This is a genomic window from Endozoicomonas sp. ALB032 (genome assembly GCF_049310125.1).
Taxonomy (GTDB): domain Bacteria; phylum Pseudomonadota; class Gammaproteobacteria; order Pseudomonadales; family Endozoicomonadaceae; genus Endozoicomonas_A.
Map to the genome: position 1 here is coordinate 3,910,547 of NZ_JBLYNW010000001.1, position 24,379 is coordinate 3,934,925.

At 43.2% G+C, this 24,379-nt stretch carries 20 protein-coding genes; 10 read left to right on the forward strand and 10 right to left on the reverse strand.

The window, feature by feature from the left end; all coding sequences use genetic code 11:
• Positions 1 to 43: 43 nt before the first annotated feature.
• From ACO6VG_RS14890 to hutI, 8 genes are all read right to left on the reverse strand, one after another.
• On the reverse strand, positions 44 to 1,576 hold the full coding sequence (locus ACO6VG_RS14890) for a glycosyltransferase (protein ID WP_422474481.1): 1,533 nt from the start codon (positions 1,574 to 1,576) through the stop codon (positions 44 to 46).
• Positions 1,577 to 1,596: 20 nt separating this feature from the next.
• Entirely contained in the window at positions 1,597 to 3,663 is a 2,067-nt protein-coding gene (locus tag ACO6VG_RS14895) for a glycosyltransferase family protein (protein ID WP_422474483.1), read from the reverse strand.
• Positions 3,664 to 3,682: 19 nt separating this feature from the next.
• A complete protein-coding gene (locus ACO6VG_RS14900; protein WP_422474485.1) occupies positions 3,683 to 4,690 on the reverse strand; it encodes an STELLO glycosyltransferase family protein in 1,008 nt (335 codons plus the stop codon).
• A gap of 5 nt (positions 4,691 to 4,695) precedes the next feature.
• On the reverse strand, positions 4,696 to 5,703 hold the full coding sequence (locus ACO6VG_RS14905) for a GDP-mannose 4,6-dehydratase (RefSeq protein ID WP_422474487.1): 1,008 nt from the start codon (positions 5,701 to 5,703) through the stop codon (positions 4,696 to 4,698).
• The gene (locus tag ACO6VG_RS14910) at positions 5,700 to 6,866 is read right to left on the reverse strand and encodes a hypothetical protein (protein WP_422474488.1); all 1,167 of its coding nucleotides are present in this window, start codon (positions 6,864 to 6,866) and stop codon (positions 5,700 to 5,702) included. The genes ACO6VG_RS14905 and ACO6VG_RS14910 overlap by 4 nt, the downstream gene beginning before the upstream one ends.
• Positions 6,860 to 7,573 carry an ABC transporter ATP-binding protein gene (locus tag ACO6VG_RS14915; protein ID WP_422474490.1) on the reverse strand — a complete coding sequence of 238 codons (714 nt, stop codon included), beginning with the start codon at positions 7,571 to 7,573 and terminating at the stop codon, positions 6,860 to 6,862. The genes ACO6VG_RS14910 and ACO6VG_RS14915 overlap by 7 nt, the downstream gene beginning before the upstream one ends.
• 9 nt (positions 7,574 to 7,582) lie before the next feature.
• Entirely contained in the window at positions 7,583 to 8,365 is a 783-nt protein-coding gene (locus ACO6VG_RS14920) for an ABC transporter permease (protein ID WP_422474492.1), read from the reverse strand.
• A 1,372-nt stretch (positions 8,366 to 9,737) separates the two neighbouring features.
• The gene (hutI, locus tag ACO6VG_RS14925) at positions 9,738 to 10,979 is read right to left on the reverse strand and encodes an imidazolonepropionase (RefSeq protein ID WP_422474494.1); all 1,242 of its coding nucleotides are present in this window, start codon (positions 10,977 to 10,979) and stop codon (positions 9,738 to 9,740) included.
• Between the two features lie 280 nt (positions 10,980 to 11,259).
• Between hutI and putP the strand changes: the two genes are divergently transcribed.
• Together putP and ACO6VG_RS14935 are read left to right on the forward strand one after the other, a co-directional pair.
• Positions 11,260 to 12,789: a sodium/proline symporter PutP gene (gene putP, locus ACO6VG_RS14930; RefSeq protein ID WP_422474497.1), complete on the forward strand. Its 1,530-nt coding sequence runs from the start codon at positions 11,260 to 11,262 to the stop codon at positions 12,787 to 12,789.
• 96 nt (positions 12,790 to 12,885) lie between these two features.
• The gene (locus ACO6VG_RS14935; protein ID WP_422137503.1) at positions 12,886 to 13,113 is read left to right on the forward strand and encodes a hypothetical protein; all 228 of its coding nucleotides are present in this window, start codon (positions 12,886 to 12,888) and stop codon (positions 13,111 to 13,113) included.
• 129 nt (positions 13,114 to 13,242) lie between these two features.
• Here the strand turns inward: ACO6VG_RS14935 and ACO6VG_RS14940 are convergent, their stop codons facing one another.
• Together ACO6VG_RS14940 and ACO6VG_RS14945 are read right to left on the reverse strand one after the other, a co-directional pair.
• On the reverse strand, positions 13,243 to 13,575 hold the full coding sequence (locus tag ACO6VG_RS14940; protein ID WP_422409404.1) for a hypothetical protein: 333 nt from the start codon (positions 13,573 to 13,575) through the stop codon (positions 13,243 to 13,245).
• Positions 13,576 to 13,861: 286 nt separating this feature from the next.
• Positions 13,862 to 14,017 (reverse strand): hypothetical protein, encoded by a 156-nt coding sequence (locus tag ACO6VG_RS14945; protein WP_422442269.1) that lies wholly within the window; start codon positions 14,015 to 14,017, stop codon positions 13,862 to 13,864.
• A 149-nt stretch (positions 14,018 to 14,166) separates the two neighbouring features.
• Between ACO6VG_RS14945 and ACO6VG_RS14950 the strand changes: the two genes are divergently transcribed.
• From ACO6VG_RS14950 to ACO6VG_RS14985, 8 genes are all read left to right on the forward strand, one after another.
• The gene (locus tag ACO6VG_RS14950) at positions 14,167 to 15,582 is read left to right on the forward strand and encodes an isochorismate synthase (RefSeq protein ID WP_422474499.1); all 1,416 of its coding nucleotides are present in this window, start codon (positions 14,167 to 14,169) and stop codon (positions 15,580 to 15,582) included.
• Positions 15,557 to 17,299: a 2-succinyl-5-enolpyruvyl-6-hydroxy-3-cyclohexene-1-carboxylic-acid synthase gene (gene menD, locus ACO6VG_RS14955; protein WP_422474501.1), complete on the forward strand. Its 1,743-nt coding sequence runs from the start codon at positions 15,557 to 15,559 to the stop codon at positions 17,297 to 17,299. The genes ACO6VG_RS14950 and menD overlap by 26 nt, the downstream gene beginning before the upstream one ends.
• Positions 17,296 to 18,123, forward strand: a complete 828-nt coding sequence (gene menH / locus ACO6VG_RS14960) for a 2-succinyl-6-hydroxy-2,4-cyclohexadiene-1-carboxylate synthase (RefSeq protein WP_422474503.1) — start codon at positions 17,296 to 17,298, stop codon at positions 18,121 to 18,123. The genes menD and menH overlap by 4 nt, the downstream gene beginning before the upstream one ends.
• A gap of 12 nt (positions 18,124 to 18,135) precedes the next feature.
• On the forward strand, positions 18,136 to 19,170 hold the full coding sequence (gene menC / locus ACO6VG_RS14965) for an o-succinylbenzoate synthase (RefSeq protein WP_422474505.1): 1,035 nt from the start codon (positions 18,136 to 18,138) through the stop codon (positions 19,168 to 19,170).
• On the forward strand, positions 19,146 to 20,552 hold the full coding sequence (gene menE, locus ACO6VG_RS14970; RefSeq protein ID WP_422474507.1) for an o-succinylbenzoate--CoA ligase: 1,407 nt from the start codon (positions 19,146 to 19,148) through the stop codon (positions 20,550 to 20,552). Before menC ends, menE begins: the two co-directional genes overlap by 25 nt.
• A gap of 83 nt (positions 20,553 to 20,635) precedes the next feature.
• Positions 20,636 to 21,223, forward strand: coding sequence for an RNA 2',3'-cyclic phosphodiesterase (thpR, locus tag ACO6VG_RS14975; RefSeq protein WP_422133052.1), 588 nt, complete (start codon positions 20,636 to 20,638; stop codon positions 21,221 to 21,223).
• 418 nt (positions 21,224 to 21,641) lie between these two features.
• Complete coding sequence (gene alaE / locus ACO6VG_RS14980; RefSeq protein ID WP_422133053.1) at positions 21,642 to 22,073, forward strand: L-alanine exporter AlaE; 432 nt, start codon at positions 21,642 to 21,644, stop codon at positions 22,071 to 22,073.
• Positions 22,074 to 22,615: 542 nt separating this feature from the next.
• Positions 22,616 to 24,355 carry a dipeptide ABC transporter ATP-binding protein gene (locus tag ACO6VG_RS14985; protein ID WP_422474510.1) on the forward strand — a complete coding sequence of 580 codons (1,740 nt, stop codon included), beginning with the start codon at positions 22,616 to 22,618 and terminating at the stop codon, positions 24,353 to 24,355.
• Positions 24,356 to 24,379: the final 24 nt, after the last annotated feature.

Here is a 24,379-nt window from a genome sequence, read left to right on the forward strand (position 1 = left end):
TAATGCCTCAGTTAATCTAATAAAAATAATGACAATAGAGCTGTTAAAAAATATTATTGATTTTTAGAATGATTGTTTTAACTGTCTTTTTTATCTCACTTTTGGATGTGAGTATTTCGTATGCTAATGAAAATGTTCTATTTAAGTGAAATAATAGATTCCTTTGCTTTGAATACTCTGGAGCTATGTGCATTCTTTTATTAGTTATAAGTGATCGCACAAGATGCTGATGATATCTAGAAAACTCTTCAATAACCTGATACTCAGGTAGGTCTTCATACCAGTAAGGTTTTTTATTTTGTGTGTCGTCTGATGATTGTTTGTTTGTCGTCGGTACTTCGTTTTTTGAATAAATCTGTTGGTATTTTAAATGCAAGTGACTATTGATGCAGAGAGTGCCATCGACAATGCCATGTCCTTCATCTGAGATTTGAAAAATGTCAGGAATAATTAGTGCCCGCCACTTATCTTTTAGCTTATCAGCTGAAAGTTTTTTTCCAGCTTCTTTTCTTTGTGCTATTAAATCTTTGTTGAATAAATATACTCTGTTTGAATATAGTTCTCTCATTTTAGTTTGTAGATCAGTTTGCGAACACTCGAAGCAAGCGCCTAGTAACATATAATTCGAAAAATTTGCGAAAGCTGGAGCAAACTTATTACTTTTCAACCAAAAAACATTGTTTTCTGATTCTATGTAATCTGTTATCTCAATTAGCGGTGGTATATAAGATGTGATAACAGGAATACCTATGCTAAGAGCTTCTGCAATAGTCGTAAAGTAACCGGTGATTTTTTGGGGAAAAACGTATGCATCAAATGAAACAAAAGTTTCTTCAATTTTCTTTTGTGAAACGTGCCCATAGGTTACAATTATATTTCTATTTTTATGTAGTGCTATTTCTAAAGATGATTGAATATCATCTTTCATGATAATGTCAGGTGTTCCTGTAATGTGAATGTAAAGCTCTATGTTTTCATGCTGCAAAAACTCATTAGAAAAAGAAGATATTAGCAATGGTAGGTTTTTTTTAAAGTCAATGGTGCCAATGAAGCCGAATCTAAATTTTTTGTTGTGATCTAACTCTGGGTAATGTTGCAGATAATCGTCGTTAATGATAGGGCAATGAAGGCTGAAGCAACAAATACTTAGACCATATTTGGTTAGTGTGTTAGCTATAAACTTAGAAGGTGTTACACATAAATCAAAATTATCATTTACAAAGGATATCCAGTGTAGTGGAGGAACAGTTCCGTCAAAAACACAGTAAACTATATTAACAACTGCTTTGATTTTTTCGAATTTTAGGGAGTGATAGTAGTTTGAATCATTAAAGTCTGGAATTAGATGTGTATAGATAGCAAAATGAATTTTTTTTATTGCACTGATTTTTTGGATTTTACAACTACGATTATGTAGCAGTTTTTTTAATAGTTTTTCCGAATCTGAACTCACTACAACATTTAAATATATTTCTATATTTTCAAAATCTTTTAATGTTTCAATGAATGCTAGAGTGTGTCTGCCTAGTGGAGTATATGAGAACTCACCACATATCAATACATTCTTCTTGATCAAATTACTACCTGAATTTCGTATCATTGAATAATGCGACGAATTAGCCTTTTAGTGATATAAGTCAATCCTAGTTTTATTAAGCTAAGTATCGACTTTCTTTGTAGTGCATAATAAATATTATTTGAAATAGGGGGGTTATTAAAATTAGTATTGTGCTTAGAATATAACTCCCAAAACCTATTATCGTCCAGAACCCTTTCATAAATACCACAAGCATTACAATTGAATGTTCCAGAATATACTGATCTTATATATGGCTCTGGATTTAGTGAACTTCTAATTTTATTTGTTAATTCTTTTTTAGCCCAAGAGGGTATTACTTTTCCACATGTCGTATATCGAACGAATAATAATTTATCTATCGAAGTGTTAATTATTATTAGGTATAAAATCAAGATATGCTCATATGAATCAACGTATTTGAAGTGATCAGTGTTAGGCTCTTTTCTAATTAGTTCTATTGTATTGTAATGAAACAGCTGGCATCCTTTTAAGAATTTAATCTCAATGTTTCTTTCAAAGTAAGTTAATTCTTTCTCAGTGGCTGTATTGATAAAGTTGCTATTATCAACAATTGAGAAAATATCAGATAGAGTGATTGGTAAGCTGTGGTTAACACCCAACGAACTGTCCGAGTAATTTCTATCACTGATGTAACATTCTGAGTATGCACACAAAACATCTTTTTCTGAGTTTTCCATTTCCCATATTAATCTTCCTAGGTGATCTTTATGCCATTTGGTACAAAAGTCTATAACAGTAAAATATTCTGATTCAATATTCCTTAATGACTCTACAAATAAATGACCAGTATGATTTATGTCTATGTCATTAATGGCTTTTACTGTGCTGAATTTAAAATTAACTCCATCTAGACAGTTGTTTTTTTTATTCAGTTCTATGATTTTATTCTCAGTATCAATAGTACAACAAATAATCAAAATTAAATTTTTAAAATATTGATTTTTGATTTGGTCAACAACAGACTTAATGTTATAATAGCTAGTGCTTGATTCTTTACATATGTAAAGCACATCAATATTTTTTTTACTTTCAGTAATGGTTTTTATATATTCATTTTTTTCTCTCAAAATATTTTCACATGCGTCAATAATCCAATCTTTTTTTAGGAAAACTTCGTGAAAAATTCTCTGGGATTCTAATATTTTATTTCTCATTATTTGTGGGTTTTTTCTAATGTGTTCAGCAATTTTTATTATTTCTAATGCGGTATGGATATTATTATCATTATTTATGTAGAAGAGACTATCTCCAAATATCTCTTTGATGTTATCAAACTCATCTGTAATAACAACTGCACCTCCAATGATTGCTTCAAAAATTCTATTCGTGTAAAAAGAATACGCGCAATGGATGGGGTTGTGTATTGCTAGCACAATGCCCATTCTATTTATAGTTTCATATATCATAGAATGAGATATTTTACCTTTATAATTATTTATTCCTATCCATTTCTCTTTCGGACCAAAGAATGCGCACTCATAATTTCTGTCCAGATAATAAATTAAATCCTTATGCCTGATCAATGGGTCTGAAGCAGCAAGATAAAATATTTTAGGCGAAGCTAAGGAGACTATTTTGGGTGTTAAACACTGAACGTTAGGGTTGAACGTATAAAAGCTTGATGCAGTTCTAATTAGTTTTCTGTGCTGTTTATTAGGAAAATAAAACTTTCCATAAATGTCTATATTTTTAATTAATTTAGTTATTGAAGAGCCGTGTATATATTGATCCGAAATTGTTCTAAATAATTCCCCTGTTAAAAATCTTTGAGGAAGCCAATTTAAAGAGACTATGTATGTATCAAAAATAGGGTATTGTTCTAAAAATAATATAAAATCAAAATTGTACTTTTTATAATGACCAATTACTTCTTTCAAGTCTGTAGACAAAACCTCACCATGCTTAGTAACTATTCTGATATCAATATCTTTTTTGATGTCACAATATTTTCTATATTCAAAATAGTTTTGCACTTCAGGGAACGTTATATTGCCAAGTAGATATTGTTTTTCATATTGAATTAACATACCTATAGTGTATTTCATGCAGCCAGAAGAACTCATATTACCTTTCCGTTATATCTTAATTTGTTAGCATTAAGTCATCAAACCAAGAGTTAACAAGTTCTAATTCTTCCTTCGTTACAACCCCGTAAGATATAAGGCTTTCATAACATAAAATCATGTTGTAATGGAAGTTGTTACAGCCTGATTGTAATTTAATATTTTTTAGAGTATCTGTCATATCCTTAACAAAGCTATATATTCTCACCTCCTCCCTCATATCATTGATCAAGTTATGAGGGTTTCTTTTTTGATATAAGTTTGGAGAATGGTAAAGAATTGATAAGCCGTTTTCCCAAAGAATTCTTTGAATAACAAGTGATCTTATTATATCTGCCTCCCTAAACATTGGTGTTGCAGGCTGATACATTAATGGAAAATATTCTTTAAAGAAAGTTGTGTTCTGTGTATTGAATGAACACCAAGAATTCTTTTCAAGTGCTATCTTTCTTTGCTTATGTTCAAACTTAAATGGAAGGTCAAAAATTAGTCTGAAGATAGCATCTACATCAGGCTCACCGTCTACTAAACCGCTTTGTATTGGGCAATATTTTTTTTCAACTGGGAGTACCTCATAAGGCGATAGATCATTCTTTAAATCTTCTAAACTAAATCCTCTTGGCCATATCTTCTTATCCTCGGTGAAATATCTATAGATATTAATAAATCCATTAGTATTAACCGTTTTAACATCAAATGTATGTTCACGCTCCAGAAAGAACTCGTGGTAAGGTATGTTATCATCATCAGTTTCAACGATAACATCTGCCCCCATTTCCATTGCTTTGAGGTAAGCGAGATTCTTTCTACAATAATTTCTAGTTGGGGCAAGCTTTGCATAAGAGAAGTTACTGGATAGCTGATCAATGATAGAGTAAAAGAGTAATGAATCACTACCCTGTATTGGCTTCGATATCGTGTCACCTGCTATAACACATTGCCAATTATTCTTTTCAACACCAGTACGAATTTCATCTAAAGCAGGCTGTTCACCATGTATAGATGTTAGCACCAATATATGCTTCAATTTTTTCACCTTGTTAAGAAGTCTTTTTTAAGCTTGACCTGGTCTCGCCAATAGTTAAGTAAGTCTACCATTGTTTTTTCAAATTTTATTGTTGGCTGCCATCCAGTATGATTTCTGAATTTATTAATGTCAGGAACTTGTAGGTCTGCATCAATTGGTCTTAATCTTTCTGGGTCTGTTTTCACTTCAATGGATGAATACTTCGATAGTTCAATAAGCTTTGTAAGCATATCTCTTACTGAAAGTGTAAAATCTCCACCGATATTATAATATTCACCTGGTGTTGGTTTTATGGTCAGCATCATGTAGTAAGCACGAACAGCATCTCTTACATCTGCCCATGTTCTTAGTGAGTCCAAATTTCCAGTTTTTACAACCGGTTCAATCAAACCGGCTTCAATCATTGCTATTTGTTTGGCAAAGCTGCTCTCGGCAAAGACGTCACCTCTTCTCGGACCGGTATGCGTAAACATTCGGGTTGTCATCACGCACATTCCATAAGCTTCAGCATAATAACGTCCAATGAGATCGGTACCAACTTTCGAAATAGCGTAGGGGGATGCAGGGTGAAACGTACACTCTTCATTGATAGGTAGTTTATCACTCGACACACGCCCAAATACTTCTGAACTTGAGCAAACATGAATGATAGCTTCTTTACAGTGTCTTCTCAGCGCACCCAGCAATCTTTCAGTACCTTGAATATTGGTGTCCATTGTTTCTAATGGGCTATCAAATGAAGTTTTTGGATAACTCTGAGCAGCCAAATGAAATACGTAGTCCGGTAGTGCACTTTGAACCGCATGATCTATGGACATGCTGTCCCGGAGGTCTGCGTATACCAGATTTATACGATCACCACTATTAATGCGTCTTACATGATGACTTATATTATCTAACGAAGACCTCCAACGTAACATGCCGTATATTGTCCAGTCTGTTTGATCAATTAAATAATCAAGCAGATGAGAACCAACCATACCAGTCACACCAGTGATTAACACTCTGGTCATATGGCTACCTCATTTGTACTGAGAGAATTAATATAGGTTTTGATGTTAGTAGAGAAACTGTAACCTTCAAATTTGATCTCATGTTCATTTTGAAATTGCAATGCATCCTTTATGGCAGATGCCATACTGGCATCAGAATTAACATCAAACAATAGTGGTTTTTTATTTAAAAAGCAGCTCAACTCCGCAACTAGAGCTGTATCTGAAAATATAACCTTTTTCCCATATTGAATAGCAAGGCTTGCGATCCCACTTCCTGACTGGCCTGTTTCCAAATAGGGAATAACGACTAAGTCAACATTTTCTATTAATGCTAAAAATATATCATCATCGGGTGCGGTACAAATGTAATAACTTTTGTAGCGATTATCTCCATTATATAATTCATTTGACACTAATAACGCTGCATTGTTTTTATCATTTAATTTTCCATAGCTTTGATTTGTTGGGTGAGTTGATCCGGCCATCACCAAATTATAATTCTCATTTTTAGCAACCCTTACCACTTGCAGAAAATTTTTGTAGTGTGAAATAAAACCAAAAACGCCTATCACCTTGTTATTGTTATTAAACCTGTCGTCAAGTTTGATATTTTTTTTGGTTTTTATATCTTCTGGCCATAAAATCGGGTGCACAACCACTCTAGCTTTACTATGTATTCTGATTATTCTCATCTTTTCCCTTTTTGTATGGACAATAAATACTACATTTTTTTCATAAGCAGTAGTTATTATTTTCTTGTAGCTTTTATAGATTTTTTTTTGTACATAGCTCATTAATATGTTGTTAAATAAATTTTTAAAACCATTTATTTTATAGCTTTGATACAACGTCTTGATAATGCTTGGCATTTCTTCTTCTACTCGATGCATCGTAATTGATTTTATTTTATTTGATGATATTAATTTTTTGATAAGGACTGTGGCTGATTTTGGAGTTGGACCAAAAAGACTCAGTTCAAGCTGGAGATTGGCAGCATCCAGTAGCTCTAATTTATCAAACACTTTCTTTATGGTTTTTGAGTTATGTTTTTTTTGCAAACTTACAGGTATTTCTATGGGCACTACATCATAGAATTTACTAATTCCATCAACTATGGCTCTGGCATAGGTTGCATTCCCACACATTATATCGAATGATGAAACGACTCCAAGTTTTAGCATAAATAAGAAGTATCTATAACTCCGCAGTCAAGCCTGATAAAACTATTACAAAATTTTTTTAATAATTCCATATTGTGAGACGCAAAGATTAAAATAGCAGAATTGTTAATATGCTCAGTTAGTCTTAGTTCTGCTTTCTTCCTAAAGTTATCATCCCCCACACTAAAAAATTCATCCATCACTAAAATATCTGGTGCACTCACAGTCGATACTGAAAACATTAGTCGCATCAACATTCCTGAAGAATAGGTTCGAACGGGCAATGACAAAAAATCCTGAAGCTCTGTAAATTCAGCAATGCTTTCAGTCAGTGACTGGGCGTGGTCATCCGAGACATCCTGAAGCTGCAGCAGACGTTTGATATTGTTATAGCCCGAAAGTTCAGGCTCCATACCTGCTCCAATCTCCATCAAGGCAGCAACTGTTCCTTGTCGTTCTATAGTACCGGAGGTTGGCTGATAAATTCCGGTGATACATCGAAGTAATGTTGATTTCCCCGCTCCGTTATGACCAACAATGCCAATGCGATCACCACTCTTAATGTCCATACTGATATTCGATAGCGCCTTGACCACTGTTTTTTTTTGTGAGTCAACAGCTATCCTGCCACCTGTAGCCATATGCAGCAGGTGATGTTTGATTGAAGTGTTTTCTGTATTGTAAAGGGGGTATTCCAGTGAAACATTATCCAACTTGAGATAGGTCATTCATGCTTCCTAAAGCCAATATGGGATTCGGTATCTGTATCTTTCAATCATAATTGCCGTAATTATAAAACCGATTAGTAAGGTGCCTGTCATCACAACATATGAAAATAATGGGCTCGCATGACCGGTAAGAGGATCACGGATTGCACTGATCAGATAAGTAAACGGATTTAACCACATAACAATCGCTTTAAGACCTAATTGATCTGGCTTGAAGATAACCGGGCTTATAAAGAAAAGAATGGTCATCATAGATGTAATGGCTGGCGAGAGATCACGATACCTGGCGCCAAAAAAACCGAGAAGTATAGAGATCCAGATCAGGTTGCCAATAACCAAAATGAGGCCAGGAATGATCAGAAAGGTGTTATAATTCAGCTCCGGTGGATAGAGATAAAACACAATAAATATAATCAGAAAGTTATGTGCCAGAATAATCAAATTTCTAATAATTGCCACCAGAGGATATATCAATATCGGGTTAATGGTATTTCTGATTATTGGAGCGTTTACTATAAAACAGTTAGGTGTTTCCAATATACACGACGAAAGAAACTGCCAGATAACCAAGCCTATACAGAGCGCTGGAATAAACGTCGCTTTATCTTGATTGAAGAGTATGCTCCAGACATAACCCAAACCCAATGCACTGATTGCTGTGGTCATTACTAACCAGAAAGGACCTATTACTGATCTTGCGTAACGTACTTTTATGTCATCCCATGCGAGATTAATAACCAGATTTTTTTTTCGGTAAGTTTCGGATACTTCATAACAAACATTTTTGAACATGCGACCTCTTTTCTAGCAGGGTGTAGTTATTATTAACACGGGATTACATTAGGCATTTAAGTTTATTTATGAAATAAAAAAATCTTTCAGAGCCGGTAAGGCAAACGACAAGTTAAAAGTGTATAGGATACAAGTTAGCTTGCATTAAGTTATGATGGATTTGATCTTTTTGCTATAGGCAGGGCTTGCAACATACTTGTTTTCATTTGATAATTAACTGTTCATTGTTTCACGAAGAACTAATTGATTGATAAATTTAAAAGAAAGGCTACCGCCCGTCCAATTTTTTTCCGGATTTTTCAGTTGATCATCTTTAGGTGCAAGACATCACCCTCTCACATACAGTGAGGCAATAAACGACAAACAACACAAAAATGCAGAAAAACGTCTTTCTTTGGCAATAGACAAACAACACAGCCCGAGTAAGCAAAGCTCACTTTCAAGCATGCAGGATTATAAAAACACTAATCCCTATAAGTCTTAACGATATAGAACGGTCAACTTGATGCTCTTCGACTGAATGGCTTGGAGAAACAGTCTAGCAAAGCTTTTTATGTAAGGTGTCGATTTTTTTTACAAGTTGACCTCATAATTTGCTAAAACAGGTCCCCAGTCTTTTATCTCTAATGCCCTGGTAAATGCTATCTTGCCAATAGCAACTAAGTCTCGCTAAAAGGCAATAACTGTATAATCTCCGGTTGTCCCTGTCAGCGCTGATGACTACTACCGAAAAGTATCGGGATATATCAGTGATATTCCCAACAAGTCCTGATTCAGATGTCATTTTAATTACGGACAGATGTCGTTCGAATTTGAGCTCTACGAGTAGCTTTTCTCGTATTAGTTTGAACGGGATTGCATATGATACCCACAGTGCGTTAACCAGAAAGTGATTTTTTGCCCGTGCAATATCGACATCAATCCAGACCGGGATAAATTTTTCCTGACTTTACGTAGGCGAGCCACGGCGTAAGCTTTCTTTTGGCTCAAGAATCTTACTTTCCGGGCATTCGTATCGAGTCAGCCGATGAACAGTCCAGACGGTCAGCACATAGTTGTCTTTTTGGCAGGTGGATTTACACTCAGTGTGAGATTTTTCAGTAATGAATCTATTGGTTGGTATAGCTATTCACTAGCAGCCTGTCGGACTTAAGCGTCCGTAGCGAGGATTGCAAGAAATTGAGGATAAAAATCTCTGTTTCTGAGGAGAATAGCGAGCTATTTGACGAAGAAACAGGGATTTTTAGACCAATTTATTGCAACCGCAGTAGGACAGTCTTAAGTCCGACAGGCTGCTAGGGTCATAATCTTTCTGCTCGGCTTCCTTCAGTTCCACAAAATTGTGAGTGGGAACTCTCCCTGTTTGAGTCCATCAGTCACTAACATCAGTAATCACCCCATCAACAACCCGCTGCCGCAAAGGACAGTGCCCCAGCTGGTAAGCCAGTTCATTAGGATGATCAATATCCCACAGACAAAAGTCTGCCACTTTACCTTCTTCGAGGCTGCCATAGTGGTCGGCAATACCCAGAGCACGAGCAGCATTAACAGTGACCCCTGCCAGAGCTTCTGCGGGTGTGAGTTCAAAAAAGATACAACCCATATTCATCATCATTCTTATTGAGGCAAGAGGTGAGGTCCCTGGGTTGGTATCTGTGGCAAGAGCAATCGGGACTTGATATTGCCTTAGCAGTTCAACCGGGGGAACAGTCTGAGAACGCATAAAGTAATAAGACCCGGGAAGCAGCACTGCAATAGATCCGGATTCGGCCATATCGACAATACCCTGCTCAGAGATATGTTGCAGGTGATCGCAGGAGAGTGCATTCATTTGTGCCGCCAGAGAAGCTCCCCCATTTTCTTTGAACTGTTCGGTGTGGCATTTTGTCGGTAGGCCGTGGTCTATTGCCGACTGAAAAATTCTGGCTCTGTGGGTCATGGTGAAGGCAACATTTTCACAATTTACATCCACGGCTTCTGCGAGTTTTTTTTCAGCTAATTCCGGGATGAGTTCTTGGCAGATCATGTCAACGTATTCATCGGTTCTGCCCGCATACTCCGGAGGCAATGCATTGGCAACCAGCAAAGTATTGATAATTTTTACGGAGTGGCGATTGCGCAGCTCTTTGGCCACTTCCAGCATCTTGATTTCATCCGTCAGGTTCAGGCCGTAGCCTGATTTGATTTCGATCAGTGTCACGCCTTCGGTGGTTAATGCCTTGATGCGTGGTAAGGCCGATTTGATCAGTTGCTCTTTGGAGCGCACCCGGGTGGCCCTGGCAGTGGCAAGAATACCTCCGCCCTGGGCGGCAATCTGTTCATAGGGCACGCCTTTCAGTCTCAGTTCAAATTCCTGTGCTCTATGGCCGCCGAAAACCAGGTGAGTATGGCAGTCAATGAGGCCGGGGGTCAGCCAGCCATTATGACCATCGATCACGTCATAGGGCAGCCGCGTAGCGGTAACCTCGGACATGGGTTCGATGCGTGCGATTTTTCCACTGTGAATACCCAGGGCACAATGGTGTTTCAAGCCATAAGGATCCGATACGGCAGGATCAAAAGTCGCCAGATTGACGTTAATCCATACTCGGTCGCAGTCTTTAAGTTGGATCATGGGGTGCATTGCCATGGGTTGAACTCAGGACAGTTGGCTCCAGACAGAAGCCAGTATCAAGATGCCGGCAGTTCATAAAGACTGGATATGGGAGATAAGGATAGCCAGATAATCTTAATTCGAAAGGAAATCTGAGTTAAGTAGATGGTTAAGGTTGGTGAGTTGGGAAAAATAGTCGATTAATTCATCTGACTATAAAAAATGCCTGAATATTACCGAAAATTCATAAATGAACTACCTTGATTAAAAAAAAGCACCAACAACAATCATGGAATCAATTATGCCCGAAGGAAACCTGCAGATAATCCTGACCTTTCTGGTTTATTTTACCGTGATGCTGGGGGTCGGCTACATCGCCTGGCAGAGAACGCTCAGTTCGGCAGATTATTTTCTTGGGGGGCGTTCACTGGGTCCATGGTCTGCCGCCCTCAGCGCTGGGGCGTCGGATATGAGTGGCTGGTTGCTGCTGGGATTGCCGGGCTATGCTTTTGCCGCAGGTCTGGAAGCGTTTTGGCTGGCTGCAGGCTTGTTGGGGGGGACCTGGCTGAACTGGTTGATTGTTGCCCGACGCTTGAGAGTATATAGCGTAGTTGCCGATGACTCACTGACGTTGCCAGAATATTTCGCCAGTCGTTTTGAAGATCGTAAAGGGTTTCTGCAACCTGTATCGGCAGCCTTCATCCTTGTTTTCTTCCTGTTTTATACCAGCTCTGGTCTGGTGGCCGGGGGCAAGCTTTTTGAATCTGTTTTTGGCATTGATTATGGATGGGCAGTAGTCATTGGAATGTTGTCGGTGATCTCTTACACCCTGTTTGGAGGTTTTCTGGCGGTTTGCTGGACGGATCTGATTCAGGGTTTGCTCATGGCAGCCGCTTTGCTGATTGTGCCCATTGCAGCATTGGAGGTCAGTGGCGGGGTGGATCAGGTGTTTGTGGAAATCGGTGCGCTGAATCCGGAGCTTCTGAACCTTTTTACTACCAGTGAAGGTCAGGCGCTCTCACTCATTACCATTGTTTCTTTACTGGGTTGGGGGTTGGGTTATTTTGGTCAACCTCATATCCTGGCCCGATTTAAGGCGGTGCAATCTTCAGATCAGCTGCCTTTGGCCAGAAGAATTGCTGTGAGCTGGACCGGCATCTGTATGTTGGGCGCTTTAATGGTAGGTCTGGCGGGAATTGTTTATACCCAGCGATCCGGTATTCAGCTGGATGATCCGGAAGCCATCTTTATGTTGATGGTGAATACACTTTTTCATCCGGTGATTGCTGGCATCTTACTGGCGGCCATTCTGGCGGCCATCATGAGCACTGCCGATTCTCAGTTGCTGGTTTGTTCTACGGCTTTTGCTGAAGACTTTTATCGGGATCTTTTCAAAGTTGACGCCAATGCCCGGGAAGTTTTGCTGGTGGGTCGACTGGCGGTCGTTGGCATTGCGGTGATCGCCACTTGGTTGGCGATGAATCCCGACAGCAGTGTTCTTGCAATGGTGTCTTATGCCTGGGCTGGCCTGGGGGCGGCTTTCGGTCCGGCCCTGCTTCTGTCGCTTTACTGGAAAAGAATGACCGGGCTGGGAGCCATGGCGGGCATCGTTACTGGTGCTGTCACCGTGCTGATATGGAAACAGTTAACCGGTGGCCTGTTCGATCTTTATGAGATAATACCAGGGTTCGTGATTTCTATGGTGGCTTGTATTTTGTTCAGCTTTCAGGGGCGTCAGCCCTCGAGGAATATGGTAGATCGTTTTGAAAAAGTGGCGAGCAGGACTCGTTCTGTTTCCCGTGTTGATGATGAAGAACCTTCATTGTCTTAACTGCTGCTTTGCAGTACGCAGAATTGATCCATCGGGTATAGAGTAAGAGGTGTCTTTTTCCATTAACAAATCCTGAGTTCACAGTGGGAGGATGCCATGAAGCAATTGCAAGTGGCTGTCAAAAAGCGTCATCAGCAGAGTGATGAGATTGATCCTCATGATGCCGAGTTGAAACAAACCCTGGAGCGACTGAAGAAGAAAGGGTTGAACCCCATGCAGATGTGTCACAAGTTGATTGAACATGAAGAACCTGCTCCCAAAGATCGGGTCTGGAGTTATGATCTGGTGGTAGCGGAGTGCAAGCGGCTGAAAGTTTCATACTGAGCGTTTGAGTGAAAAAATGCCAGGGCTTTCAGCGTGGCACCAAAAGAGATCAGTGCGGTGCCACAGTCTTGTGTAAGGTGTTTTTTAACTTCGGCAGCTGTGATAACAGAGGTTGTGAAGGTCTGAGCGTTAAACTTTCCCGGTTTTCAGCAACTGCTGAAACTTCAACTTTTTCTCTTGGGCGCTGAGTTGAGGGGTTTGAAGGTCGGATTGAGGAACCAGCGGGCCCAAGTCCAGGCTGGCAGATTCACTTTCTGGTGCAGGTGAGTCACCTTCTTGCTGAAGCAGATGATTATCCATCACATCCAGAGCTTCCAGAAGACCGGGATAGGCCTCGTCGGATTCATCGAGATCCTGTAGTTTGTTTGAGATGTTATCTCGAATTTGTCGTATACGTTCAACAGAAACCTTATCTTGATTTTCTTCCAGCCATCTTTTGGCAGATTCGCCATTGGTTGCCATACTCGATCCAGTTCCAGAGTATTTATGTCGGGTTCTATAATATCATTTTCATTCGGCTTTTGGTTATGCTTTTGTTGAGGCTTTCGATGGAGGTATGCATTCCCACGCAGAGTGAGGGTCTCGTAAAACTCCAACAGATCGTTCCCATGCTCTGAGGTCGTCATTCCCGCGAAGGAGACTGTCGCAAAACTCTGGTTCCCATGCTCCAGCGTGGGAACGAGTTGTTAAGGAAGTCGTCATTCCCGCGAAAGCGGGAATCCAGCCCCAACAGTGGGACTCCGCCTTCTCAGGGATGACAAGGCCAGGGGGGCACCGGGCAGGATGGTTCTGGTGGTGAGTCAGTGTGGATTCCCGCCTTCGCGGGAATGACGAGAATGAAGTCGGGAATGACGAGAATGAAGTCGGGAATGACGAGAATGAAGTCGGGAATGACGGGAGTCAACTCGTTCCCTCGCTGGAGAGGGTTTTGCGACACCCGCCTTCGCGGGAATGACGAGAGCATGATACTTCGGTAAATACCATCCTGATGGGATTGATTCTGATACGTACAATTAACATCCGAATTTGGCCTTAGCGCCTGGGAGTAGGGTGTTGATAGAAGAAGTTCGAAGTCAGGTAGCAGAGCTGACTGAGAGGCTGAGGCAGCTGCGGCTATCCGGTGCACCGGAGCAGACTCTGGTACGGATAGAACAGCCCCTTCCCATGATTAATTTATTCAACTGGCTGTCAGGTCAGACACTACCGGGAAAAAGCTACTGGCAGGATCGCGAAAGTGACTACAAGGTAGCGGGTCTTGGCAAAGCCTGGCGGTTTAAAGTCAAAGATCAGGCTGAGGTGAACACTTGCTTTCAACAGGTGAACGCAATGTTGGATAAAACAACGCGTTGCCTCGGATACCTGTCTTTTTCGGACAGTCAGAAGATGATCTGGCCTGAATTTGGGTATGGCGAATTCTTTTTTCCGGTGATCGAAGTGGTTCAGACCCGAAAAGGCTGTTCTTTGGCCTGTCATCTGCCGGGGCATGATGAGCTGTTATGGGGCACCAGTATTGAGAGGGTCCTCGGCTATCTGGCGCAAGTCAACTGGGCACTTGAAGAAGTAGGTACTCAATATTTATTGGGAGACCCGAAATTCATACCCGATCAGGCACACTGGACTTCTTTGATTGGGCATGCCCTTGAGGGTTTTGAGTCAGGAGCCTTGCAAAAAGTGGTGCTTTCCAGAGAGGCACAATTGCGCCTTCTGGAAGGTCAGCTGAACCCCTGGATGCTGCTCTATCACTGGCAATTGGCGAACCCGAGATCTTACGTTTTTGCTTTTGAATCCGATCAGGGTTCACTTTTCTTTGGTTGCTCTCCGGAGCGTTTGTTTCGCCGGGTTGATCGCGTTGTTCAGACTGAAGCCCTGGCAGGGACGACCCGGCGGGGCAGCAGTCGCCATGAAGATTTCAAACTTGAGTTGTGTCTGCTCAATGACTCTAAGAACGTTCATGAGAATCGTCTCGTGCTGGATGATATCCGCAGGCGTCTGGAATCCATCTGCTGTGATCTGGAATTTGACCGCAGTCATTCTGTGGTCAAACTAAAAACGATTCAGCATCTAAGGCAGGTAATAAGGGGCGTGCTCAAAGACGAAGTCAGTGACAGTCAGCTTCTTTCTCTCTTGCATCCTACGCCTGCGGTGGGTGGTGAACCCAGGGAGATGGCAAGACACTTCATTGAAGAACGTGAAGTCTACAGCAGAGGACTCTACGCCGGAGCTTGCGGTGTGCTCGGTAAAAAGCGCAGTGAGTTCACGGTATCGATTCGCAGTGCTTTGCTGGAAGAGAAACGGCTCAGGGTGTTTTCAGGTGCCGGGATAGTCAATGGCTCAGATGCTCAGGATGAGTGGCACGAGCTGGATAGCAAGATCGGAACCCTTCTGTCACTGCTGGACCCTGAAGCCCCTGTGCTGGATGCATCTAACCAAATTGGAAGATCTAATGACCTTTCCCACCAGACATCCTAGCCTGAATTTTCTCTGGTCAGCACTGATTCTGGAAGAGCTCAGCCGGTTGGGTGTAGAGCAGGTATGTATTGCACCAGGCTCCCGCTCTGCGCCACTGACGCTGGTGGCAGCAGAATACAGTCAGTTTGAAAAGCATGTCCATTTTGACGAACGCGGTTTGGGTTTCTTTGCTCTGGGACTGGCTAAAAGTACGCGGAAACCCGTTGCAGTGATCACAACTTCCGGGACAGCAGTTGCAAACCTTTATCCAGCCATCATAGAAGCCAGGCAGTTTGGTGTTCCTCTGGTTATAGTCACGGCTGATCGACCTCCCGAGCTTATTGACTGCGGTGCCAATCAGGCCATTGAGCAGCAGGATATTTATGCCGGTTATCCCGGAGCTGTTCTTAAGTTGCCAACACCTGATGAGAATATTCCCCCCAGCTGGCTATTAACCAGTATTGATCAGGCCTTTGCCCGTTCCTGCCAGCAGGGGCTTCCCATGCATATCAACTGCATGTTTCGGGAGCCTTTGTATCCGGAAGGCAAGGCCCATGATTTTTCAGGTTATCTGAGTCGACTGTCGTTCTGGTGCTCAGCCAGATCGCCTCACACTGTCTACGACACTGGGATGAATATATCACTCAACAAAAGTCCTGTTGCCTGGTCAGATTTTTCGACGGGCAAAGGTTTGATCGTAGCGGGCCGTATTAATGAGCAAGAGTCTGCCGAAACGGTTGCAGGGTTGGCCCGGGCATTGGGCTGGCCTCTTCTGGCCGACATTCAATCTCAGCTTTATGGCCATTCGTTGGCTGTTTCCCATCCTGATCTGCTTCTGGCCAGCAAAGCCGGAAAAGCGCTGTTGAGTCAGGCTGATCGTATTCTTCAGGTGGGTGCTCATCTGGTTTCAAAGAGACTGGATAAGTTCATTTCTTCCGGTGACTGGCAGCATTTCTGGATGGTTGGCCAGGCATTTCGCCGAATGGATACCGGTCACTGCCAGACCTATCGACTGGTCGGGCCTGTTGCAGACTGCTGTCGTATGTTGACTGAACTTTCTGATACCCAGGGCTCTGATCCATTATGGGGAGGTCAGATCGAACAGTTATCGCAATCGGTTCATACTCTGGTAGCCAGGCTGGACTCGGCCCCGGGGTCATTGACTGAACGTTGGCTGGGGGCGTATCTGACCAAACTGTTGTCTGACGACAGCTGTCTTTTTGTTGGAAGCAGTTTGCCCATTCGACTATTGGATATGTTCTCCCTTGCTCCGGCCGGGCAGGTATATGCTAACCGTGGTGCCAGTGGTATTGATGGATTGGTGGCAACGGCAGCAGGTTGTGCTGCGGGCGAAAAGAAATTTATGGTGGCTGTCGTCGGTGATCTATCATTTCTCCACGATTTAAATTCCCTGCAATTACTGAGGCAGTTGAATTCACCCTTTGCTCTGTTGGTCATCAATAATGATGGCGGTGGTATTTTCAACCTGTTGCCGGTTGAGGATCGACCCGAAGCCGCGCAGAAATATTTTGTCAGCCCTCATGGCTTGAATGCCCGTCAGGCCGCGGAAATGTTTGGATTGCCCTACCATCAGCCGGACAGTCGAGAGACGCTGGCAGCTTTGCTGAAACAAGTGAGGCAAAAGCCGGGTGCATCAGTCATTGAAGTGATGACGCGACCCGGTCAGGCTGCTGAGCAGATAAAGCAGGCGCTGAGCCAGCTGGAGATGTTGTCATGAACGCAACCAACCTTGCTTATCGAACCTGGGGTATCCGTGAAGGTGTGCCGCTGGTTTTGTTGCATGGTTTTCTCGGAGACTCCGGGGACTGGGAGGAGTTCGCCAGACACCTGGAAACTGATCTGTATCTGATAGCCGTTGATTTACCCGGGCATGGCAAAAGTCGTGATGTCAAAGTCAGCCAGGATAATGCTTTTGAAGCCTTCAGTGATCTGCTGCGGGGAACGCTTTATCAATTGGGACTCGAACATTACAGTGTGTTGGGCTATTCACTGGGCGGGCGACTGGCCATGAGCCACCTTGCTCAGGCAGGAGAGGCTATTGACCGGCTGCTGTTGGAGTCGTCCCATCCTGGTTTGGAAGACGACGCTGAGCGTCAGGCTCGCTGGAAGAATGATCAGGATTGGGCAGAACAGTTTCGCAATGATCCACTCAATGAAGTTCTGCAGCGCTGGTATCACCAGCCAGTTTTTGCCGATCTGAACAGTCGTGAGCGGGAACGACTGATGCAGCATCGTTGTTCAAGTCATCAAATTGAAGGCTTATCTCCCGACAAAGTCGGCGCGAATGGGGCATCTCTGGCATGGGCGCTTGAAGCGTTCAGTCTGTCCCGGCAGCCAGATTTCTGCGGGGTACTCAATCGCTCTTCACAAGCGTCACATTATTTTTGTGGCGAACGTGACCTGAAATTTCAGAACATCGCACACCGTTTACTTGAGATGGGGTGTGTTCATAGTGTTCATGAGATCAAAGCAGCAGGCCATAATATCCACCGGGAGCAGCCAGAAGCTATGGCAGCGATTATAAGGCAGCTACTTTTGTGATCTGAGTACATTATGACATCTGCTCTCTTTCAGTCCTGCAACCTATATCGATATCGACAACCCCTGAGCAAGCCTCTTTCGTTAAAAACGATGACACTGACAATCCGTGAAGGTCTCATTCTTGAGATGGTCGATCAGAATGGGCAGGTGCATTACGGCGAAGCTTCGCCACTACCAGGTTTTAGCCGGGAAACTGTCTTTGAAGCTCAGGAGCAGCTGAAAGAAGCGGCAGAATACTATTGTTCCCGGGGGGTGATTGATCAGAGTCTTCTATATCCGTCGGTTGCTTTTGCCATCGAGAGCATTCAGTTCAGTCTCGGCAAAGAGCATTGGAGTCAAGAGAGGGTCTCTGAATCACCCTTGCTTATGGGAGCCGATGCATTGACGCTCAAACGTCTGGATGACTGGTCCGGGAACTGGCCCGATGAGTTCAAGTTAAAGGTCGGGGGCAATAGCATTGGGCAGGATGTGGATGCGGTTAATCAAATTCTTGATCGGATTCCGGACGATGTAAAACTGAGGTTGGATGCCAATCAACGGTGGTCTTTCGATGAGGCTTTAGAGTTTGCCGGGCAGGTGCCAGCCAGCAGAGTCAGCTACATCGAAGAACCTACACAGTATTATGAAGAATTTCCGCAATTATTCCAAAAAACCGGTGTCGGGTACGCGCTGGACGAAACATTGCAGGAGTCGGCACTCGGCACGATGCTGCCGGAAATGAATAGACTCAGAGCTGAAGACGGACTCAGGGCTGTCGTATTAAAACCAACCCTGGTGGGTGGTGTGTCCAGATGTTTGACTCTGGCTGACTGGGCCAGGGAAAAAAAGGCCAGAGTCGTTTTCAGCTCATCCTTCGAAAGTACTTTGGGGTTGACTCTGATCGAGCAACTCAGTCTGCAGTGTGACCCGATGGAAAGTCCTGGCCTTGATACGCTCTCTGCTTTTCAGAACCCCGGATTTTGCCGGTTGCCTGAGTACGGTCGACGAATGTCTTTAGATTTACTCAATGCCATGGAGAATGTATGGAGTTATCGTTCTGCCCTCTGAGAGACTGGACACTCAAAGATCCTCAAAGGGTCGCTGCCAGAGTGAATGGTCAGCCTGTATCCCGGGCTGAGCTGGACGCAAAGGCAGAAACACTCCTTGATGCATTTTATAGTCAGGGTGTCAGGAGAGACGATCGGATTCTGGTACCGATAACCTGTGCATGGGATGCGGTCATAATGATCATAGCCTGCCTGAGAGGCCGGTGGGTCTTTTGCCCGGTCAATCCGCAAATGCCGGACGTGCAGAAGAGGCAGTATTGCCAGAAGATCGGTGCCCAGTGGACCCTTCATGAAGGGTTTGGAGCAATAACGGGCCTGGAATGGCCCAGCTTCTCTGACCAGCCTGAAGCAGCGGATTCCCGTTTGGTCATCGAGCCAGAAGCTCTGTTTGATCTGATTGCTACGTCAGGCACTACCGGTGTGCCCAAAGCCGTCAGTCATACTTTCTCCAATCATGTTTACAGTGCCAAAGGCTCTCAATCCTGTACGCCTCTGACAGAGCATGACGGCTGGCTGTTGTCTCTGCCACTGTTCCATGTTGGCGGCTTTGGCATTGTGGTTCGTTGCCTGCTCGCAGGTGCCGAGATAGTGATAGATACGCAAAAAATGTCATTAGAGCAATTGCTGTTGGAATACAGAATCACCCATGTATCTCTGGTCAATACCCAGTTGCGCAGACTGTTGGTAAGAGGAGCCGATCTGCTGGATAACAGTAAGCTGAAATACATTCTTTTGGGTGGAGGGTTTGCGTCTCCTGAACTGGTATCTCAGGTTCAGGAGAAAGGTATTAATATTCTAACCACTTATGGTATGACAGAGATGAGTGCCCAGGTTTGTACCGGAACCCCGAAATTTACCCGCTCGGGAGTAACCTCAGGTGAGCCTCTACCTTATCGGGAGCTGCAAATCGTTGCTTCCGGAGAGATTCTGGTCAGAGGCAAAACCTTATCTGCGGGCTATTTTGACGACGGCAGAATTATTCCGATTGTCGATGAGCGAGGTTGGTATCACACAGGCGACATTGGTCGGTATTCCGGTGATCAAATAATGGTTATTGGTCGTATAGATAATATGTTGATTTCTGGCGGGGAGAACATCCATCCGGAGGAAATTGAAAAGGCCTTGCTCAGCATTGACGACATCATTATGGCGGTTGTGGTGTCTGTAAGCGATGATGATTATGGGCAGAGGCCTTTTGCATTTGTGCAAACCGAGTCGGGCTCTCTGAATGAGGTATTTACAAAACAAAAGCTTGCAGGCATTATTAGCCGATTCAAGATTCCTGATATGATTCGCTTGCTCCCGGCTGAGCAGATACCCACCGGTCTCAAGCCCAATCGTCAAACCCTGAAAGCATTAGCTGACAGGCTAGCAAATCCTTAATCGTATTTTAACTGATTATCGTCGCTATCTGACCCGGACCAAGGCATAATGCTGGCAAATAGCGGTGATAATTGAAGTGTCTGATGAAAACAAAAGATCAAAAAAACATCCGTGCATTCATCGCTGTCAGGATTCCGCTGGAGCTTGCAGCGATACTGCACAAAAAAGCGCGCCACCGCGCCGGTGATGTGCTTCAGCACAAACTTCGCTGGATGGTGCCTCAGCAGCAGCACATAACACTGCGCTTTCTGGGTGAATGTGGCGAACAGAGTCTTGAGCAGTTTTCCAGTTATATCGAAGATGCCCTGGCAAATGTGCACGGATTCGACTGTATGACCGGGTGTTTCGAATTTTTCCCTGATGCACACAGACCCCGGGCACTGGCCTTGAATATACATTCAGGCCAGCAGTTGAATGCGTTGTCCCGAATTTGCGAAGAAGGCGCTCTTATGTGCGGAATGCGTCGTGAAATGCGCAACTTCCGACCCCATGTCACACTGGCTCGTTTCAAGCAGCATCATCATGTAACTCACAGCCATTTTTTCAATATGCCCAGTTACCGCATGACGGTTAATGAAGCGGTATTGATGAAGAGCGAAACCACGGCTGAAGGTACTCAATACTCGGTACTGAAAGAATTCCCTCTATTGCCCCTGGCTAAGTCAGCCTGACACTGAACTCCACAAGTCCAAAGGAAATTGAAACCCTGCACTTTCGTTGAAAGGTGGGGTTTTTTGCTATCTGGTCCAGTCTCGCTGTATGCCTTGATCAAAAACTCACCAGAAATTTGAAATTCGGTTAAGAAGTTAATTTTTCGTTAGTAAGACTTTTTGTTCTGATGGGTCAGGTTGGCTTATTATTTTGTTAAATGATTTATTAACCAAAATATATTTTGTTTTTATATAATAAAACAAAGTTTTTCACTGTTGTAAATTGTTCTTGTCAGGTATAAATTATGCCGCGTCAAACAGGTGTCTTAACCGCTCGAAACCAAGCGGCCTGTGTCTGACAATCTATTAATTTTTTCAGACTTTTTCTGATGTGACTTACGTCAGAGGTTTTCTATTGTCTGCATTCAGGGGGAGTGATATGTCAATTAAACGCGAAACACTGGCAGATACATTTGCTCTGATCAGTTTTGGATTGGTTGTTGGATTACTGGTTGAGATTCTGGTGGCCGGGTTGACTATTGAACAATCCCTGCAGTCTCGTTTGATGAGTATTCCGGTTAATATGCTGGTTGCCCGTCCTTACGGAATCTATCGTGACTGGATAATGAGTTACAGCCATATCTTCAAATCAAGAAAAGTTGGAGATACTGTTCTTGATATAGTGGCGTTTGTCTCTTTCCAGATTCCGGTTTATGTTGTTCTGGTTGCTGCCACAGGTGCAACAATGGAACAGATTATTACTGCCTGTCTGGGTCAGACCGGTGCTTTAATGCTGATGGCTCGTCCTTACGGTGTTTACATGCAGATTTGTCGTAACAGATTTGTATCAGGGGGTATGAGAACCGCTTAATAATATTTTTCATATTAGTACTTAGCTATATAAGTAATCACCGAAATTATGCCGTTTTAATAGCTGTCATTAATTAATGAGGCTTCCTATTTTCTAACTATCTGGTTATAGTCCCCTCCAGTTTACCCGAATGTGTTGTATGGGTTTGCCTGTTTTAACTCCGCCAATAGCGGAGTTGGACCGTCTCGGTTGCCTCTTTATTATACAATTGCAGCGTCGTCCGGTGGACCCCGGATTCGCACAATTTCCGCCTTGGTCGTTGCGCGACTGTATAAATAGAGTGTTTGCCAAAAGGCGAATGTGCACCTTTCAGGTCGCGAAGCTTTGATTGGATCTTTCTTGTTTCTATGGCCGTAAGTCCGTTTAATTCAAGAGTGAAAGGATTGGCAAAGCACGAATAAGAATTAGATGAAAAAACAGTCATCAATAAAAGAATCCGCTGATAAACGATTAGCAGGACAATAGCTTTTAAAAGTTTTTCGTTTATTGGAACGGTTATCAAGAAGCGACTGTGTTTTCACATTGAATTTGAGGGGGGGAGCATGTCCTTATTGGAGGTCAATGACCTGCGTATTGAATTTCCTTCACGTCACGGTGTTGCAGTGGCTGTAAAGGGAATGTCTTTTACAGTTGCCAAAGGTGAGATTCTGGGCCTCGTGGGGGAGTCTGGAGCCGGTAAGTCCACGGTTGGTAATGCCATTATTGATTTGCTCAGTGCTCCCGGTCGCGTCGCGGGTGGTGAAATCAGGTTGAATGGTGAAATTATTTCAGGTCTCTCTGGTGAAGCCATTCGTAAAGTGCGTGGCAAAAGAATTGGATTTATTTTTCAGGATCCAATGACTTCATTAAACCCGCTTCTGACGATTGAAACCCAGTTAGTCGAAACCATTATCGAAAATCTCGGATTAAATCCGGCTGAAGCTTTCATTAAAGCAATCGATTTGCTGAAGGCCGTGGGTATTCCCGAGCCGGAAATCAGAATCAAACAATATCCCCATCAATTTTCCGGTGGTATGCGTCAACGGGTAGTTATTGCAATTGCTTTGGCCGGCGAGCCCGAATTGATTATTGCTGATGAACCCACTACTGCCCTGGATGTTTCCATTCAAAACCAGATTCTTGATTTGATTCGTGAACTCTGTAAAGAGCGGGAAGTCGGATGTGTATTGGTAACCCATGATATGGGTGTCATTGCAAACGTTACAGACCGCGTTGCCGTAATGTATATGGGAGAACTGGTAGAGATTGGTGAACCTGGCAAGATTCTGAAAAATCCTGAACACCCCTATACACAGAGTCTGATCAGTGCTGTGCCAAGAACCGATGTCAAACTGCATCGTTTTCCGCAGGTTGAATACATTGAGAAAGTCGAAAGCCGCAGCATTGATGTCAAAAATCACTGGCTGGGTCAGCGTGAATCCTTTGGCTCTATAAAAGATGAGAATCTTCTGAGCGTTGAAAATGTCATGCTCAAATTTGAAACCCAGTCAGCTTTCTTGAAAAAGAACCGTCGTTATGTGACAGCATCCAATAATGTTTCATTCAAAGTGCGTGACGGTGAAACCTTTGGTCTGGTGGGTGAATCGGGCTCGGGCAAGTCAACCATTGCCCGTGTGATTGCGGGTCTTTATCAACCTGACTCCGGGCAGGTCTTTTTCGCAGGTAATGATATTACCCGGCTGAACGAAAAGGCCCGTAAGCCTTTAAGACGACAGATTCAGATGGTATTCCAGAATCCCTATTCCAGTCTGAATGCCCGTATGAATGTTAACGATATTATTGCCGAGCCCATTCGTTTTCATGGCCTGGCTCAGTCTGAGCAGCAGATTCGACAGATCACTGCTGACTTGCTGGACCATGTTGGCCTGGGCAGTAGAGCCGGAATCAAGTTTCCTCATGAGTTTTCCGGTGGTCAGCGCCAGCGTATTTCCATTGCCAGAGCATTGGCGACCCGTCCCCGCTTCCTGATTTGTGATGAACCTACATCTGCGCTGGATGTATCGGTTCAGGCGCAGATTCTCAATTTGCTGAAAGATCTGCAGGAAGAGCTGGGCCTGACCATGCTGTTCATCAGTCACGATCTGACGGTGATCCGCCAGATGTGCGACCGGGTTGGGGTTATGAAGCATGGAACGCTGGTGGAAGTGGATGAGACCGAAAAGCTGTTCAAATCGCCCGAGCACGAATATACCCGGAATCTGATTGATTTGATGCCGAAAATGGATCATCTCTCCCATCGGGGTCTGAAGGAATTACAACAGGCACCCGTTGCACTGGTGTGATGACTGATTGGCCAGCGCGTTAAA

Excerpts from the sequence above, each read along its gene's own strand:
- ACO6VG_RS14915 (WP_422474490.1), bottom strand. The coding sequence starts at position 7,573 with ATGACCTATCTCAAGTTGGATAATGTTTCACTGGAATACCCCCTTTAC.
- menD (WP_422474501.1), top strand. The coding sequence starts at position 15,557 with ATGACCTTTCCCACCAGACATCCTAGCCTGAATTTTCTCTGGTCAGCA.
- ACO6VG_RS14985 (WP_422474510.1), top strand. The coding sequence starts at position 22,616 with ATGTCCTTATTGGAGGTCAATGACCTGCGTATTGAATTTCCTTCACGT.
- menE (WP_422474507.1), top strand. The coding sequence starts at position 19,146 with ATGGAGTTATCGTTCTGCCCTCTGAGAGACTGGACACTCAAAGATCCT.
- ACO6VG_RS14905 (WP_422474487.1), bottom strand. The coding sequence starts at position 5,703 with ATGACCAGAGTGTTAATCACTGGTGTGACTGGTATGGTTGGTTCTCAT.
- ACO6VG_RS14935 (WP_422137503.1), top strand. The coding sequence starts at position 12,886 with ATGAAGCAATTGCAAGTGGCTGTCAAAAAGCGTCATCAGCAGAGTGAT.
- ACO6VG_RS14910 (WP_422474488.1), bottom strand. The coding sequence starts at position 6,866 with ATGCTAAAACTTGGAGTCGTTTCATCATTCGATATAATGTGTGGGAAT.
- ACO6VG_RS14895 (WP_422474483.1), bottom strand. The coding sequence starts at position 3,663 with ATGAGTTCTTCTGGCTGCATGAAATACACTATAGGTATGTTAATTCAA.
- ACO6VG_RS14940 (WP_422409404.1), bottom strand. The coding sequence starts at position 13,575 with ATGGCAACCAATGGCGAATCTGCCAAAAGATGGCTGGAAGAAAATCAA.
- menH (WP_422474503.1), top strand. The coding sequence starts at position 17,296 with ATGAACGCAACCAACCTTGCTTATCGAACCTGGGGTATCCGTGAAGGT.
- alaE (WP_422133053.1), top strand. The coding sequence starts at position 21,642 with ATGTCAATTAAACGCGAAACACTGGCAGATACATTTGCTCTGATCAGT.
- putP (WP_422474497.1), top strand. The coding sequence starts at position 11,260 with ATGCCCGAAGGAAACCTGCAGATAATCCTGACCTTTCTGGTTTATTTT.
- ACO6VG_RS14920 (WP_422474492.1), bottom strand. The coding sequence starts at position 8,365 with ATGTTCAAAAATGTTTGTTATGAAGTATCCGAAACTTACCGAAAAAAA.
- thpR (WP_422133052.1), top strand. The coding sequence starts at position 20,636 with ATGAAAACAAAAGATCAAAAAAACATCCGTGCATTCATCGCTGTCAGG.
- hutI (WP_422474494.1), bottom strand. The coding sequence starts at position 10,979 with ATGATCCAACTTAAAGACTGCGACCGAGTATGGATTAACGTCAATCTG.
- menC (WP_422474505.1), top strand. The coding sequence starts at position 18,136 with ATGACATCTGCTCTCTTTCAGTCCTGCAACCTATATCGATATCGACAA.